This is a genomic window from Bradyrhizobium sp. USDA 4341 (assembly GCF_054063755.1).
Genome location: NZ_JBSSGO010000001.1, coordinates 964640 through 980978, shown reverse-complemented (window position 1 = coordinate 980978; position 16339 = coordinate 964640). Strand labels below are relative to the sequence as shown.

Annotated in this window: 10 protein-coding genes; 5 read left to right on the top strand and 5 right to left on the bottom strand. The window is 61.6% G+C overall.

Translation table 11 applies throughout. The annotated features are described in order from the left end of the window. The first annotated feature begins 8 nt into the window (after window positions 1-8). Window positions 9-7622 carry a beta strand repeat-containing protein gene (locus ACVIGB_RS04830; protein ID WP_456749099.1) on the top strand — a complete coding sequence of 2538 codons (7614 nt, stop codon included), beginning with the start codon at window positions 9-11 and terminating at the stop codon, window positions 7620-7622. 67 nt (window positions 7623-7689) lie between these two features. Continuing rightward, complete coding sequence (locus ACVIGB_RS04825; RefSeq protein WP_456717869.1) at window positions 7690-8217, top strand: hypothetical protein; 528 nt, start codon at window positions 7690-7692, stop codon at window positions 8215-8217. 15 nt (window positions 8218-8232) lie between these two features. On the opposite strand, the gene ACVIGB_RS04820 is transcribed toward ACVIGB_RS04825, so the two are convergent. The 4 genes from ACVIGB_RS04820 to ACVIGB_RS04805 are packed head-to-tail and all read right to left on the bottom strand — an operon-like array spanning window position 8233 to window position 11194. Beyond that, on the bottom strand, window positions 8233-8874 hold the full coding sequence (locus tag ACVIGB_RS04820) for a 3'-5' exonuclease (RefSeq protein ID WP_456717870.1): 642 nt from the start codon (window positions 8872-8874) through the stop codon (window positions 8233-8235). Next, window positions 8871-10322 carry a hypothetical protein gene (locus ACVIGB_RS04815; RefSeq protein WP_456717871.1) on the bottom strand — a complete coding sequence of 484 codons (1452 nt, stop codon included), beginning with the start codon at window positions 10320-10322 and terminating at the stop codon, window positions 8871-8873. The genes ACVIGB_RS04820 and ACVIGB_RS04815 overlap by 4 nt, the downstream gene beginning before the upstream one ends. A 52-nt stretch (window positions 10323-10374) precedes the next feature. After that, on the bottom strand, window positions 10375-10812 hold the full coding sequence (locus ACVIGB_RS04810; RefSeq protein ID WP_456717872.1) for a hypothetical protein: 438 nt from the start codon (window positions 10810-10812) through the stop codon (window positions 10375-10377). Between the two features lies 1 nt (window position 10813). Continuing rightward, window positions 10814-11194 (bottom strand): hypothetical protein, encoded by a 381-nt coding sequence (locus tag ACVIGB_RS04805; protein ID WP_456717873.1) that lies wholly within the window; start codon window positions 11192-11194, stop codon window positions 10814-10816. Between the two features lie 168 nt (window positions 11195-11362). On the opposite strand from ACVIGB_RS04805, the gene ACVIGB_RS04800 reads away from it, so the two are divergent. Both ACVIGB_RS04800 and ACVIGB_RS04795 read left to right on the top strand, forming a co-directional pair. Next, window positions 11363-12400 (top strand): hypothetical protein, encoded by a 1038-nt coding sequence (locus ACVIGB_RS04800; protein WP_456717874.1) that lies wholly within the window; start codon window positions 11363-11365, stop codon window positions 12398-12400. 41 nt (window positions 12401-12441) lie between these two features. Further along, window positions 12442-12798, top strand: a complete 357-nt coding sequence (locus ACVIGB_RS04795) for a hypothetical protein (RefSeq protein ID WP_456717875.1) — start codon at window positions 12442-12444, stop codon at window positions 12796-12798. A 67-nt stretch (window positions 12799-12865) separates the two neighbouring features. Here the strand turns inward: ACVIGB_RS04795 and ACVIGB_RS04790 are convergent, their stop codons facing one another. Next, window positions 12866-13537, bottom strand: a complete 672-nt coding sequence (locus ACVIGB_RS04790) for a hypothetical protein (protein WP_456717876.1) — start codon at window positions 13535-13537, stop codon at window positions 12866-12868. Window positions 13538-14017: 480 nt separating this feature from the next. On the opposite strand from ACVIGB_RS04790, the gene ACVIGB_RS04785 reads away from it, so the two are divergent. Further along, entirely contained in the window at window positions 14018-16288 is a 2271-nt protein-coding gene (locus ACVIGB_RS04785) for a DEAD/DEAH box helicase (RefSeq protein WP_456717877.1), read from the top strand. Window positions 16289-16339 lie beyond the last annotated feature (51 nt).

The following is a 16339-nucleotide window of genomic DNA, read 5'->3' as shown; positions in this document are numbered from 1 at the left end:
ACTTCCGGATGAAGTCGCCGACCGGTCAAATCGTCGATCCCGGGACGCCGACGAATCCCGGCGGACAGCACATATCATTTTCGATCAGCGGTCCATCGACGGCGACCACCGGACAATCCTACTCCGCTCGCTCAATCGTCACCGGCGCGACGGGAACTGTCAGCTATTCAGTTCTGTCGGGGGCATTGCCGTCAGGCGTAGTCCTCAACGATGCCACAGGGACAATCGCGGGGGTGCCCACTCAGATCGGGAGCTTCGCGGCGGTCTTGCGTGCCGCCGATACGGGCACAGCCAGCACGGCGCAAGCGTCAATTGCCATTCAGGTCGACGGCCCGCTTTCGGTCGTGGGCGTGCCCTCGGGTACAGGTACAGTCGGATTGCCCTACTCAGTGCAGTTCGCAGGCGTCGGAGGGATTTCTCCCTATTCGTTCGGAACCACCTCAACGTTGCCGCCAGGATTATCACTTGGCCAAGCGAATGGCCTTCTGGCGGGTATGCCCTCTCGTGCCGGATTGTACCCGGGCATTAGCGTTACCGGTCAGGACGCCGCCGGCCGCACAGCTAGTTCATCTCCGTTCGATATTTTGATTACAGATCCATTGTCGATTGCGTGGACCGCCGCCGCGGGCCGCGTCGGTGACGGCTATTTGACGTCTCCATCGACGAGCGGTGGCCATGCACCGCTCGTGTTCGCTATCGACGGCTCATTGCCACCCGGCCTGGTATTTTCGAATACGTCCGGCACGATCAGCGGTACACCATCTACTTCGGGGGAGTTCCCAGTCCAAATCGTGGTCAATGACCAAGACGGGCGGGTCGCCAGAACCACGGATCAGACGATCAGCGTTTCGGCGGTGAGTGCTGAGCAGCCACTCGTCATCGTGGGATCACCCGCATCGACAGGGCAAGTGGAGGTGTCGTATTCGGCAAACTTTTCGGCCTCGGGCGGCTCCGGCGTAGGCTTTGTCTTTGATCTCGTCGGTGCCGCACTCCCCGATGGACTGACGCTGTCAGCGACCGGCGTGATTGCGGGAGTGCCCTCCACTGCAGGAACATACTCGGGGATCCAGGTGCGGGTGAGGGATTCGGAAGCACACATTGCGCTTTCCAATTCGTTCTCGATCATAGTTGCGGACGCCCCGCAACTGATGATCTCGGGCAACCCGGCTTCGTACGGGCAGGTCGGAAGATCTTATTCTGCCGACTTTGTTGGCTTTGAGGGCTCCGGCACGGGCTACGCCTTTTCTTTGGTCGGAGCAGCACTTCCTCCTGGCCTCTCCCTGGTAAAAACATCCCAGGCCCAAGCATCGATCACCGGTGTGCCGACGTACATCGGTACCTACTCGCCGCTGCAAGTACGGGTGACCGACTCGGTGGGCCATACCGCAGACTCCAATCCCTTCACCATCACGATCGTGCCTGTTGATGGACCGCCGCTAACCATCGCGGGATCGCCGCCGTCCAGAGCCGATATTGGCACGCCGTACTCAGCAAACTTCACGGCAAACGGCGGTAGCGGCGGCTATATCTTCGACATCGCCTCCGGCAGCCTTCCTCTCGGCCTGACGCTATCGTCCGACGGCATTTTGTCGGGCACGCCAACCGCAACCTCGACGAACACCTACACGCTACGCGTCACCGACTCCGAGGGGGATGTCGCTACAGCAACCTTCACGATCTCGGTCGCGTTGCCGATCGATCTTGCCACTCCGGCGTTCCCATATGGCGTCAAGGGCGGCAATTATTTCTATCAGTTATTCGCGAGCGGAGGTCGACCGCCCTACAATTACGTGGTGAGCGGCGCATTTCCTGGAGGTCTCTCGCTCGATCCTTCCAGCGGCATCATTTCCGGTCAACCGCAGCTCGGTGGCGGCATCACGTACGGCGTCATTGTCACCGCCATCGACTCGGTCGGCCGCACCATTGCGCGCAATGCCAACATGACCGTATTCGATCAACTCACGGTCAGCTTCAATCCGGTGCCAGGCGCCGTCGGTGAGCCTTATCTCGTCACGCCGACAGTATCGGGTGGCGCTGGTGGGTACGTGTTCTCCCTCACGGATTGGCCGTCGGGAACACCGACAAGCCTGCAACTATTCGGACTTACCTTGGACAGTGCGAGCGGGACTCTGTCTGGTACGCCGGTCCGGCCAGGAATTACGCCTGAATTTGTCTACAAGGTCACCGACAGCATTGGAATGGTTGCCGCCGCACCGTCCGCGGACGCGGGCTTCCACCACTCGATCTTCATTGCAGACGCGCTTGCAATCTCGGGGTCTCCCGCCGCGGCAGCAACCGTTGGACAAATCTATTCCGCGCAGTTCCTGACAACGGGCGGGACCTCATCAGCGTCGTTTTCGGTCACGTCCGGCTTCCTTCCGACATGGCTTTCCTTGGACGCGACGACCGGCCTATTGTCGGGTACGCCTGGCACCAGTGACATCGGCGCCGTTGGCCCACTCACCGTATCGGCAGCAGATGGCAACGCTACATCGGCGTCGACACCATTCTCCATCTCGGTCGCAACCGCACCGTCGCTGATAGGTGTGCCGTCCACCGCCACGCTCGGCGACGCGTATTCGTTTGATCTGACAACACTGACGTCCGGCGGTCACGCGCCTTATTCTTATGTGTTGAGTTCGGGCACACTGCCCACCGGAATGAGCCTTTCTGGCAGCGCGGTCACCGCCTCGCAGGTGACTGGCCAGACGTCAAATGCTGGCATCACCGTTACCGACGCTGATGGTCGCAGCACGGCGGCCTCGATGGCATTTGCAGTTGCAGTGCCAGTCGCCAGTGCCTCGTTCACGTCACCGGCGCAATTGCGTTCGGGGGCATCAATCATCGGGTCCCTCGCAACCAATCTGTCCGGAGCGACATGGTCATTCGCTTCGTCCCCAATCGGCCTAAACCTCACCGCGGTCGGGTCTAATATTTCGGGGGTAGCGCCGAGTGTCGCGTCACAAACCACCTACACCGTAACCGCCAAGGCGGCGTCTGGCTCGTACTCAGCCTCGGGGGCGCCGCTCACTATCACGGTCGAACCAACACTCTCGATCACGGGCGGGCCGCCTTCCGATGTCATTGGTGAGATTGGCCTCGCGATTGTAGCCACCCCTGCGGCATCGGTCGGCACAACTGGGGTCGGCACCATCAGTTACGCTTTGCTACAAAGCGGGACGGAGATCGCGCTCCCCGGTTCCTGTTCTGGATTATCATTCAATCCCTTGAACGGCGTTATCTACGGTACGCCGTCGGCTTCCTGCATCGCGACCGACCTGACGATCCGCGCAACGGACGCTTTCGACGGCGCGACCGCGTCAACTTCCGCTCCGTTCGCGTTGACGATCGCCTCGGCGCTCACCGCGCCGTCCGGGAGCTTCGCATCTGCGGCGACCGCCGGCACCGATTATTCGAGTGGTCCGCTTACCACGACCGGCGGCAGCGGCCCTTACACATGGTCGCTCGCTTCGGGTGCCCTGCCGACAGGCCTTTCGCTCAACGCGTCCTCCGGCGTGCTGTCAGGAGTGCCGACGACAACCGGGACGTTCACCTTCACGGTTAAGCGGACTGACTCATTCGGCAGGTCCTCGCCGACTTCGTCTGCGCAAACGGTGACGGTCGCGCCCGCAACATTCGTCGTCGCTCCGGCGTCGCAGGCCGTGCATGCTGGTCAGCCAATCTCAGGCACGTTCTCCTCGACTTTCTCCGCACCAACGATTTTGGTCGCACAGACGCCGACCACGCCGGATCTCAGCCTTTCGGGCACAGCTTCCACCTGGAGAGGCACCGCGCCTTCGGTGGGATCACAAACCACATTCTCCGTCACCTGGACGGCCAAGACCGCGGATAACCTTTACACAATGGTGTCGTCGCCGGTCGCAGTCAGCGTATATCCGGCATTTTCGATCGCCGCTGTCCCGAACTTCACGGGCGAGGCGCCCAACTCGGTCTCATTCACGGCGCCGACGCTGTCAAACAAGATCGGAACGGCGACCTGGTCGCTGAACCAGAATGGCTCGCCGGTGGCGATCTCTTCGCTTTGCCCCGGTATGACCTTCGATACAACTTCGGGGCGCATCTCGAGCGCCAACGCGGCGGTATGTTCCCCGACCAATCTTACCTACACCGCGGTTGATTCGGCGGACGGCTCGAGCGTCACCTCGTTGCCCTTCTCCATCACGATCGGGCCAGCGCAGTCGGCGCCGACCGGTACCATGACCTCCTCCGGCATTGCCGGAGTGGCCTATTCGAGCGGACCGCTGACGACGCACGGCGGCACCGCGCCTTATACCTGGTCGGTTGCCTCAGGTTCGTTGCCGGGCGGCATATCGCTCAATCCCTCGACCGGCTTGGTGTCTGGCACGCCAAACGCGCAAGGCACCTATAGTTTTGCCCTGAAGGTCACTGACGCGTTCTCGGTTGCGTCTCCGGCGTCGCCAACGCAGACGGTGGCAATCACCCAGACCCCATCGAATAGCGGAACGTACACCACGTCAGCTCAAATTGGGTCGCCCTACTCAAGCGTGAAACCGGCGACATCGGGCGGCCCAGGCACTCCACCGTACGTCTACCATCTTTATTCTGGGACAATCCCGCCCGGCTTAACTCTCAATCCTGATGGCTCGCTGACGGGCATGCCCACAACCGCCGGCGCATACAGCTTCTTCGTTTACCTGACGGACGCCAACAACGTTTCATCGGGATCCGCGGGGTTGCAGACGACGATCAACGTCTCGAGCGCGACCGCGTCAGGGACTCTGAATGCGCCGACAACGGTGCGGTCCGGCGCTGCCATCTCCGGTACGCTGACTTCGAGCCGCACGACTCCGTCCTGGGCATTGGCGCAGGCGCCGACGTCGCCGGATCTCGCTCTTACATCTTCCGGCAACACGTCTAGCGCTACCTTCTCTGGCACCGCGCCATCGGTCGCCGCTCAGACGAGGTTTTCGCTCTCAGCAACCGCGACATCGGATGGCACGTCGACTGGTACCGGAACGATCGGAACGCTCACCGTTAACCCACCGCTCTCGATCTCCGGCGGACCTTCCGGGACGATGACAGGCTCGGTCGGCAATGCGATCCCGACAAGCCCGGCGCCGTCCGTCTCGGGGCTCGTTGGCACCGGAACGTTTGCATTGCTGCAAAGCGGGTCGCCAGTGACGCTGTCGAGCGCTTGTCCGGGCTTATCGTTCAACACGGCAAATAGCGTTATCTCCGGCACGCCGACCGCAACTTGCAATGCGGCGAATTTGACGATCAGGATTTCGGATTCGAACGACGGCACCGCCGCGACCACGTCGAGCCCGTTCGGTATAGCCATCTCGCCGGGGCTCTCCTCGCCAACCGGAAATTTCACCGCTACCGGCGTAGTCGGCAACGGCTATTCCAGCGGGCCTCTCCTGGTTAGTGGTGGGGTTGCGCCGTACACGTGGTCCGTTGCAAGCGGCGCCATTCCTGCGGGCCTAGCTCTCGACCCAGCAAGCGGCATATTGGCCGGCACTCCCACGACTGCCGGGCCAGCTACTTTCACGGTGAAGGCGGTGGATGCTCAAGGCCATAGCTCGGCGGCCTCAGTGTCGCAGACGATCACCATAGTCAACGCTCTCTCGGTCACGACGCAGCCATCGAACCTGCTGGCGCGCGTCGGAACACCCATGAACTCCGTTGCCACAGGCGCCGTTGTCTCAGGCGGTACCGGCACATACACGTGGTCGATTTCACCGAGTGGTGTCACGCTTCCTTCGGGCGCGACCGCATCACCGACCGACGGCAGCGTCACATGGTCCTCGCCGGTGTCGGGAACGACAAACGGCATCAAACTGCGCGTAACCGACAGCCTTGCGGGCTCGGTCGATACGTCGGCGTTCTCTCTGGTTGTGAACCCGGTTCTGACGATTTCCGGTGGACCATCCGGAACGATCTCGGGAATACCTAATTCGGGGATCGCAGCGACCCTTGCTCCATCCGTGAACAACAAGGTGGGGACGATCAACTACGCACTGCTGTCGTCGGGATCGCCGATCACGTTGGGCGTGGTCTGCCCGGGACTCGTCTTCCATACAGACACTGGCGTGATTGACGGCACCCCCAGTTCGTCCTGCACCGCGTCCTCGCTGACGATCCGCGCCACCGACACGGACGGTGCGACTGCGGCCACTCAGACGTCGTTCGCGGTGGTTATCAATCCCAGTCTGACGATTACGCTCGGAACTATTCCGGCCGGAACGACAAACTCGAGTTATTCTTACATTCCCAATGTTACGGGAGGAACGGGCACGTATTCTGCGGTTTCCGTCACCAACGTGACGGGCACACTTGGCGCACTGGGGCTCTCGGCATCGATCGTCGCGAACCAAATCAAATTCGGTGGAACACCAACGTCTGCGGGTTCGTGGACGGGAACGGTCACCGTCACGGACAACGGCGGAAACAGCACGACAAGTGCGCAGTTCACCATCACGGTGACTGCTGCACTGACAATGACTTACAACGTACCTGCGGCCGTCAATACGTCGGTCGGAGGCGCATTCCAGACAACGGCAACGACCGCCGGCGGTTCTCCGCCGTACAGCTACTGGATCGTAAACGACGCAAGCAGCCAGTATAAGTTTTCCGACCTTGGACTGACGTTCAATCCGGCCACCGGCAGTCTGACAGGGCCGATCACTGTCGCGAGCCGTGTCTCGACCGGCGTGGTGGGAGTGCGCGATAGCGCTGGGAATCAGGTCACAGCATCGATTTCAGTGTCGGCGGCGTCGCCATCTGCAAATGTGTTCGGCGGAACGATGACCGGTCAATACGCGGTGTTGCAGGTCAATACGAGCTATACCGCGGGTCTCACGCTCACCGGCGGTGTCACACCGTACAGATACTTCTTCTATAGCGGCACATTACCGCCAGGCGTCACCATTACACAGTCCTCCAACACCTGGAGCGGTACGGCGACGACACCGGGCCAATACACCTATGTCATCCAGGCCGGGGACGCCAATTTCAATTACTTCACCACGCAAACTTACTACGCAACCGTATATTCCTCGACATCACCTCAGCTTGCTGTTTCGCCAAATTCCCAGATATGGGACGTCGGCCAGACTGGACGGACTTTCTCATTGACGCCGTACGGCAGCGGTCCGTTCACGTTCCAATCGCCAACCACGATATCGGGAGCGCTCCCGGCCGGACTGAGCTTTCTTCAGTCGTCGAACGTTTCCAGCGGAACGGCGACCGTTGTCGTGAGCGGTACGCCGACCGCCTCTGGTTCTTGGACTGGCACATTCACGGCCAAAGACTCCGGTAATCGCACTGCAACCAGCGTGACTGTGACGATCACCGTCAACGCGTCCCCGACGATTGCCGGAACGCCTCCGTCCGGCAAGGTTGGAACGGCCTATGCGTACACGCCTCGTTTGGGCGGTGGATCGCCTTATTACAACGGCTTCACCGCGACAACTACGAGCGGTTCAACGCTCGCGCAGCTCGGTCTCACTATCTCCTCGACCACGGGGGCGATCACAGGTACGCCGACAACTGCCGGTACATGGAACGGAAACATCTCTTACGTGGACGGCATGGGGCAAACGGCGACAAATGGTTTCTCGATCACGATCGCGCCGTGATCGGCAAGTTGGATAACTGGAATGCAGATCGGCCCCTTGGGCAACATGTCGATGAGTTGGTGAGAAAATGAACCTCCTTCGCAAATCTTCGCTTCTAGCGGTCATCGCTGTTCTTGGCCTGTTTCCGGTCGCAAATGCCCAGACAAGGGACAACGCGCTCAAGGACGTCGGCAAAGTCAACCTCATCGTGGAGGACGTATCGCAGGAAGCCACGGCCTGCGGAGTGACCGCGCAGAATATCCGGGACGCTTTCTCGGCAAAACTTACCGGGGGACCGCTCACCCTGGTCGACGATGCTGCGGCGAAGAACGATGCACAGGTCACAACGATCTACGTCAAGGCGGACGTCATGGCGCTCGCGATCGAAAATGTCGTGAATGCCCCCTGTGTCACGCATATCGCGGTATCGCTCTACGACTTTCAGAAGGTGCCGCTTGCCGCGACCAAGCGAGAGTCCTTCGCTCGCGTCGAGCTCTGGCAGAGGGGAAGGATGTTCGCGTCGGCCCGGGAGGCCCACGGACGCAAGATGTCCGAGGCTTCGAGCCAGTTGGCGCAGGATCTCCTCAAAATCTGGTCCGCAGACAACGGCCGTTAGGCCGCCGCCGGTATTTCAGGCGGGCGTCGGGGCCGACGTATCCGGTTGCTGTCGCGAATGACCACTGAATGGCTTGGGGTTCTCCTTACGGAGAATGTTGACCTGCTCAAGAAGCTCGATTGCCCGCTTCGGCTCGAGCTTTTGCAGCAGGTGGCCGGCCACGAGACCAGAAAGCGCTGCATCGAACGGTGCGGAATGCGGAAACGCCTTGGTCAGGCTCCGCGCGCGGCTGGTGAGGCCAAGCGCATCGCCAACCCTGGTCAGTTTGAAGCTTGCCGCCCTCGGCATGAGCACCTCGGCCAACCGCTGGGTATCGCACGCCGCTACCGGTTTCCAATTTGGCAAATCCCGGCGTAGAGGGCCTATATCGTTGCCGATGCCATGACCAAAGATCGGAAGGTCCTCGAGCAGCTTGAGGATGTCTGGCGCTATCTCCTGAATGGTCGGGCACCCCTCCAGGTCAGACCGGCGGATGCCGTGGACCCGAACCGCATAGGGTGAGATCGGCCCCTGAGGATCGATCCGCCAGGTGCGGACGAAACCTGTCGGCCGAAGATAGACCAACTCCACGAAGGAGACTTCGATCAGACGTTTTGCAGCTGTCCCGCAGCCCTCCGTATCGATGGCCCACCAGCGCGGCGGGATCGTCATGCTCATCGGACACCCGGCTGCGGAGAGCAATCCGCAAAACGCGCCTGGATTTCCTCGACACTGACCCCAGCCAGCCGCTCGTCGTCATCGCCCTCGCTGATCTTCAGGCAGAAGATGTTTCCGTCAATCAGCCGAAGCCCCGGCATCGCCGAGACGTGGAATTCGGTCCCGTCGGCGGCCGTGGCGATCAGCGCCGGACCGTTGTCGTCCGCATGCCGCGTGAAACCGATATTCAGGAGCTTCTGAAGCGGAGAGACGCCATCGCGGACCGAAGAAGGCGCCATCGGAAGCGCCGCGATCCGTGCCTTGCGGTCTTCGAGCGCCGGCCGGAATGCAGCAGCCGGAAGCCCGCGGTTCGCCTGCGGCAACTCACGCGGTGCCGCCGCAGGCGGGGGGAGCGCCGGCTGTTCGACCAATCGCGCGATCCGGGCTTGACCTAGCATGTTGAGATACGGCTGGACGCCCCCGTTCCATCGGTAGATGTACGTCGAATTCCCCCGCGCGCCGCGTTCAAGGGTCTCGCGCACGAGGAGGAAGCTCTCGTCCGCAGTGACGAGCAGAACAACCTCCGGCCGATAACCGGGCATGGCGATCGGGAATTCAAGCTCTTCGCTTCGGATGACGGTGCCGTTCTGCCGGATCCAGGTTGCGACGATGTCCAACTCCCGTTCAGTCGAAGGTCCTTGTCCACGAATATTGGCAAGCAGATGGATAGTCGCGAGCGGATCGGGCTCGCCGGTCTCTTGTGCCTGCCGCTCATGTTCCGCGAAACACGGGAAACCTCGAAAAATTCTGCGACCAAATGCTCGGATCAACTGCTGCGGGTAACGCGGTGTTTGCGCAATGGTCAGCCAGCGCACGTCGTTGCTGACAAACCCTGGAAGGCGCTCCTGGACCGTCAGCGCGGTGCACGGTGCTTGCGGTTCGACCGGAACAACTCCGCCGCCGCGCACCGCCAGATCGTTTGTCGGGACACGCGCAGGGACCGGAACGAGCGCGTCGCGGGGCGCCTCACCGAAATTTGGGATCTGTCGGACCGATCGGGCCTCGATCACTTCGCGATGAGGGTGACCCAGATGGTTTGCTCCGCGGGCCTGGCCGGCGATACGGGCGGCCGTCGCGTCGTCGATCTCGTCGCGAATGCCATAAGCGGCACCCTGCTCGAAAAGGTGGCCCAGCAAATGGTTGGCCCTCGCCGTTGCTTCCGGACCGAGGTTGATGCCGGCCATGCGCGCACGGACTTCCTCGTTGTCCATGGTGCGGCCCGGAGCGTGGGAGCCCGGAGTGTTCTGTTTCCCCGCCGGAGCCTTAGGGGCCGACTTCGCCGCTTCGGTCAAATCCCCCTTTGAGGTGGGGATTTCGAACTCAATGCGCGCCCGAGCATCGAGGATCTCGGCTTCAGTCGAATCCTTGGCTGCGGCTTCGGTCGCTCGCTGTCTCGTAGCGTCTGGCATATCTCGTCTCCTTGGAGCTGGCGGGCATCCTGCATCCTCGCCCAGCAAGCCGCTATGGCCGCGCGACAGTCATCGCCTGGTGGGCGATGGCGCCGGCAACCAGGCCAGCGGGCACGCCGCTGGTCAGGACAATCCAGCTGAGATCGAACAGTCTCCGAACCTCGAAGAGAGACGGAGCCGAATAATCGAAGCCAAGGGCGATCATGGCGAGACAGGCGAGCTCGACGCCATAACGCATGTAGGTCCCGGCAATGAGCCGCCGGCGCCGAGACAAAACGTAGAAGAAGGGGATGCCCACGGTCGCCGAGTAAGCCAACGCGAACAGGAGGAACGGCCGGGACGGATAGAGCATTGCCGAGAACGGCATCCGCATCAGCAGCACCGGAACTACGCCGCAAGCAATGATGGCTGCGGTGGACGCGGCAAAAACGGCAACCACAGAGCGGGCGGCCAAAACAGTAAAATGCGCTACGCGCGCAAGCTGTGGCATCCTAGAGGGCTCCGACGCCCTTGAGGATGCCCTGAACGCGATCGCCGAGGCTTGCAATGACCAGGCCGACATCGCTGTCTGGAATGAACTTGAACCACCAGGCAAAAATGACGGCCACCATCGCGGTGAAGGTGACAGAAACGACGACCTCGCAGATCTTAACGAAGAAGGCAAAAGGCGCCATGAAGACCTGAATGGCGCACATCGCAATCCGCGGTGCCGCGAAATACCAGGGTAGGGGGCCAATTGTGAGCGCACGCGGCGGGAGCTCGGCGACGACGACTTCGACGGGACCTGCGGAACGCTTGCGCTGTGGCTCGGGATTGGCCTCTCCACGGACGATTTCGGACGCAGAAACCATCCGGCGCAGCGCACCGTTCAAGAGCTGAAGCATGTCGAAAATCCCCGATACGGCCGGCCTTCCAAAGGCCGGCTAACCTCGACAATGCCTGCGGCAGGAGGGGCCCGTCAACAGCGTGGCGCATTCTAATCCTTGCTGTCCCTGGCTGATTCCTTCAAGATGACGGGAGGATAATTGGGGTAATCCTTGATGAGACGACCAACGCTGCCGGGAGCAGCTCTGGCTGCCTGCCTGGCCCTGTTTGCCAGCGCGGCGTCCGCCGCCTGTCCGGCCGCCCTTTCGCAAGGGACAGACACGCCTTTCTATCTTGGCATAGCCCCTTCGGACGGTCCGCTGGAGGTATTTTGCCGGATCCAGCAGTTCCCGGGAAAGTACACGCTGAACGTCCGTTTCACGACGACCGACGTCCACCGTTCGATCGAGCTGAATTTCCCGGGCGAAGGCCGGGAGCTTGCGCCTGAAGTGTTCCGTAACTTCGTCCAGTCCTTGATCCCGGCCGGCAAGGCGAAGGCCGTGGATCCGGATGGCATGGCTTTCTCAAGGGTGCTGGAGAACGTGGCGCAGGGTGCTGCGACCGAGGCTCCGATCAACAAGGTGGTGCTGTCGATCCCACCCAACAATCAGGCGGGCGTTGCGCTGGCAATGTGGGAGCCAATCCAGATCCGCGTGAAGCCGATGTATCTCGACGGCGTACCGTTCACCATGACCGTCAACATGGAGCCGAACGGCATGCGACTGATGAGCGAGACGCTCTATGGCGTCCCGGGACTGATCGTCGGGGCCTGGCGCGAACGACTTAACCTCGGCAATCACTTCATCCGTTCCTGCACGCCCGCGATCCCGATTTGCCAGAAGCTGCCGGACGTCGTGCCGATCCACTTCGCCTATCAGGTTGAATCCGTCGTCATGGTCGCGGAAGGCGATGATCTGTCCCAGCATGCGGAGCGGATCATGAAGCTTCTGGCCGCCAACATGAACGGACGTGGACAGCGCACCGGCGATGATCCGAACAATTTCGACCTCGTTCGCGGGGTTGCCAAGATGACCATCCAGGATCTCCCGTTTGAGGTCGCGGTCGACGCTTCGTCGAGCAAGGTCAAGACGACGAGGCTTGCGATCCGATGGCGTCAGGTTCAGGGGCAAGGGCTCTCATGGCAGGAGCGAACGGCGCAGCAGTTCTTGGCCCTGCGCGACCAGTTGAACCGCAACGCCTCCGCAATGCGCTAGGAGGAATTCGTTTCAGGAGCTGAACAAGAAGGAGCACCGAGATGCGCAAGAACACGCTTTTTACCCTGATGGCGGCCGCCATCACGCTCGCGAACCTGTCCGCGCCGGCCAAGGCAAACGATGCCTGGTTCCCGGGACTGGTGGCAGGAGCGGCCCCCGGCGCCATGATCGGAGCCACAGGTCCCTACGGTCCGGTCTATTATCGAGAGCGCTACACCTATCCCTATGCGCCTTACGCCTATGGCGAGGGCTACCGTGGTTACCTCGGGGAGGATCGCGGCTATCGACAGGTCCCTTACGGATATTCCCTGGCTTCACCGTCTTACTATGATGAAACCTGCCGGGTAGTGCGGGAGCCGACGCCATTCGGCTGGAGGCGCCTGCGCATCTGCGAGTGATGCCGGATGCGAAAACAGACTGTTAGCAAAAGGCCCGGCGTTGGCCGGGCCTTTCCTCGTCATCAGCTTAAAAGTCGGTCGGCAGACCCTGCCCCATCGAGAGCAGGATGTTCTCGCCCTCAGGGCTGGTCAAGGTGACGGCCGACCCATCCATTTCAATGGAATAGCACGTGGCCTGCGTTTCCTCGGGCGCGTACTGGAAACACACCTTGTTGTCGACGAGGCCCCAGCGTCCGGTCTGCACAGTGTCGCCGAGCTTCGACTTGACGGTGCCATCGGGCATGTAGGCGTCGACAAGCATTTTGCCGTCGTACATTCCCGAAAGCGAGTTGCCGACAAGCTTCGCCCATGCCGCGCCACCGGTAAGCTTCGCATTGTCCTGCGGAGCCTGGTCGACGAACGCAGGCAAGGGCTCGGCCTTGGCGGTCTTTGCCTTGGACTTCTTCATCGGCTTGAGGGGCGCTGCCGTGATGGTCGCCTTCTTCTTGGAATGCTTGGCCGAGCCTTTGGCTGGCGCCGCGGACGACTTCACCGAGGCTGCGGACTTGGCCGCTTTCGCCTTGGGCGCCCGCTTCGCAACATCGCTTGCCGGAGGCAACAAGGCGTCTGCCGACGGCACATCGGCGAGTTGAAGATCGGCCGTCGGCGCGGGAAGCGCGCTCTGGGCAGCAGTCTTTCCGACCGCAAAGGGGACAACGAGCGCGGCCGACAGGACGGCGACGAGAATTTTGGGCTTCACGGTGAAACTCCTTGTCAAAACACCGATACGACTTGCTTCGATGAAGAGCACCGGTCACATGGGTGGTCAACGCGAACCTCGATCAGATCCAGCGTATATCGGGGAAAACCAAGGATTCGATACGACGCCCTCATAGGCATCACGAGGCTCGCTGATCCCGGGTCAGCGAGAACAGTGCCGCATAGATCGCAGCTACCAACAGGGTTGCGATCGCGGCCTTGAGCGGCCGCGCCAGTATGGCCACGAGCATCGGGATGTAGCTGCTTATTGCTGCGGTGAAGTAAGGCATTTGAAGCCTATTTGCCGTTCAGAGGGGGTAGTTCGCCAGGGTAATCGGCAACAAGCCGCGGCAGGAGGCAACCCACAAGCCGCGCGCCGGCCCGCCTCATCCACAGTCGAGGATCCCGATGCACCTTGATGCTGATTGTCGAATGTCACAAGGATTAGAATACGCAAGACACCGAGGCAGAGGCTCGAAAAATGGCTAGGAAAGCGCGTAGCAAGGGCGTTCGCAGGAACGTCGGCTCCTACTATTCCGAGCGATTGAAAGAGTTTCGCGCCACCATTGAAGGCCGGCGATTCGTCCGCAGCGGCGGCCAGATGGACCAGCTGAGACGGTTGGTGCGAAGAGCTGCCAAAACGATCGACCTCAAGTCCAGGGACTTCTGGGATCACCAGAATGAGGCCACCGGCGCCATTATCCGCCACCTGGGCGATCGCAACTGTGATCCGCAGACCATCTGTGTCGTCCCAACGGCCGGCGGCAAGACCGAGATCTTCCTGCGCCTGATCGACGCTTTCACCGAAGTGAAGGGGACGGAAACCCTCGTCCCCAACACGGTCATCCTGGTTCCCACCCAGAACCTCATTGCACAGACGTTGAAACGCGCCGGGGAGCAATGGCCGTCGATGCAGGTGGGCCACATTTGCTCGAGCCCGGCCTACAACGAGGCCGGCGAGGCAATCCCGCAAGGCATCAGGCCGATTACGCTCATGACGTACGAGGGCTTCGTCGCGCTCGTAAGGGAAGGGCGCATCCGTGCAAGGGACGTTGACTATTTGGTCCTCGACGAGGCGCACCGCGCGCTGTCCGAGCTCCGGCAGGAGATCTTCGGATCATTCATCGGCAATACGCTGATTTCTGGTTTCAGCGCGACGCCGGCCTTCAATGACGAGCAGGATCTGCACCTGCTGCTGGGGGAAGAAAACGAGGTCATCAACATCAGCGCCAGACGGCTGCGCGACGACGGCATCATCGCGCCGGCCGCCAATTACGTCTATGCGATTTCGCTCGAGGGACGCGCACCGAAGGGTGGCGCCGGCTCGCCGGCCATGAAGCGCCTCAGCGTCAGATCCGGTCTGGAATTCTACGAGAGCTACGAGGACCCGGTGACCGGACAGCGGATGCTCGGCAAGCCGACCCTCGGCTATTGCTCGGATATTGAACATGCCAGGATCGCGGCCGGACAGTTCAACCGGCGTTACCGGATCCGCGGCCTCAAGGCCGCCGTGCTGACTGGAAAGGACTCGAGTGCACGCCAGGCCAAGGTGCTGCGGCAGCTTGAGGAAGGCACAATTCACGCGGTGATGAACGTCAAGCTGCTGCAGGAAGGCCTGGATTTGCCCTCCGTCCGCGTCATCGTGAACTTCTCAGAAACGTCGTCGCCTGTGCGGGCCTCCCAGCGGGGTGGCCGCGGCGTGCGCTGGGACTTCGATCTCGCCCCCGATATCGACCAGACGGTGTCGATCCTCGATTGCTACATCGAGCAAAACGGCGCCCCGATCGGCTCTCCGAGGTTCTATTTCGAGACCATTGGAGACCCCAGCATCGCGCGCTTTGTCCGCAAGGAGGCGGCGCGGCCGGCTTCCCGGACACCCAAGGACCGAAAGCCCAAACCCTCCCGGCGAGCCGGTCGGTTCGAGATCGCGCCGCACCTGGCCCTCGTCGCTTATCTTCGACGGACACGGGACGGCGGATTGTCGCTTATTGGTAAACTGTCGGAGCGGAAGGAGGGGTACCTATCAAAGACGGACTTGAGCAAGCGATTGGAGCTGCCGACAGCCGCGGACTGCAAGCGGTTGGCGCGCGCCTGGCGCTCCCTGATCAGAGGTTTCGATCCGAGAGGCTTCTCGCTGATGGAGAACCGCAAGGTAGACGCCAGGTTCGCCAAATCGAACCGGCGAAAGGTGTTCTGCATGAACGCGAGCGAGCTCGGGTGGTTCTGCACCCGCTTCCGCTTCCAGGACAAGGGTCCCTCCCTGGCACCCGGCCCCATTGGACCGAAGACAGCCGATTGGTGCGCATTATCCGACACCCGCAATCACTTCAAGACGTCCACGCTTAACAAGGAACTCAAGGATATCTTCGCTCGCTGGCGTGCCGACCTGATCGCCGGCCGTCAGCCGATGCTTGGAAACCGTCCCGCCCGCGTCGAATTCAGGCGTTCCGGTGGCCACACGACCGCTTGCCTGCATCGATCAGAGCTGAGGACATTGGCCGAGCAGACCGGCATGGAGTACGGCCGGAGCGCTTCGGAATGGTTGCGGCGCGACCGGCTGCGGGTGCTCGCAGGCGAGGGCGTCGACAGGATCTTGAACAGCATCAAGGACGACCTGGCCGCCGGCCGGCAGCCCTATGTCGCGGGGATCGCCATCAAGGCCAAGCTGCTCGGTGACAACAAGATCATTCGCGTCCACAAGTCCGGCCTGAAGGCGATCCTAAAGGAGATCCAGCGCGAACGCCGGAGCTGAGGCTCCGACGTCCAAATCATTCAGCTCGGGACTTTCCGGGCCGGCCTCTAC

Excerpts from the sequence above, each read along its gene's own strand:
- ACVIGB_RS04830 (WP_456749099.1), top strand. The coding sequence starts at position 9 with ATGAAGTCGCCGACCGGTCAAATCGTCGATCCCGGGACGCCGACGAAT.
- ACVIGB_RS04825 (WP_456717869.1), top strand. The coding sequence starts at position 7,690 with ATGAACCTCCTTCGCAAATCTTCGCTTCTAGCGGTCATCGCTGTTCTT.
- ACVIGB_RS04820 (WP_456717870.1), bottom strand. The coding sequence starts at position 8,874 with ATGAGCATGACGATCCCGCCGCGCTGGTGGGCCATCGATACGGAGGGC.
- ACVIGB_RS04815 (WP_456717871.1), bottom strand. The coding sequence starts at position 10,322 with ATGCCAGACGCTACGAGACAGCGAGCGACCGAAGCCGCAGCCAAGGAT.
- ACVIGB_RS04810 (WP_456717872.1), bottom strand. The coding sequence starts at position 10,812 with ATGCCACAGCTTGCGCGCGTAGCGCATTTTACTGTTTTGGCCGCCCGC.
- ACVIGB_RS04800 (WP_456717874.1), top strand. The coding sequence starts at position 11,363 with ATGAGACGACCAACGCTGCCGGGAGCAGCTCTGGCTGCCTGCCTGGCC.
- ACVIGB_RS04795 (WP_456717875.1), top strand. The coding sequence starts at position 12,442 with ATGCGCAAGAACACGCTTTTTACCCTGATGGCGGCCGCCATCACGCTC.
- ACVIGB_RS04785 (WP_456717877.1), top strand. The coding sequence starts at position 14,018 with ATGGCTAGGAAAGCGCGTAGCAAGGGCGTTCGCAGGAACGTCGGCTCC.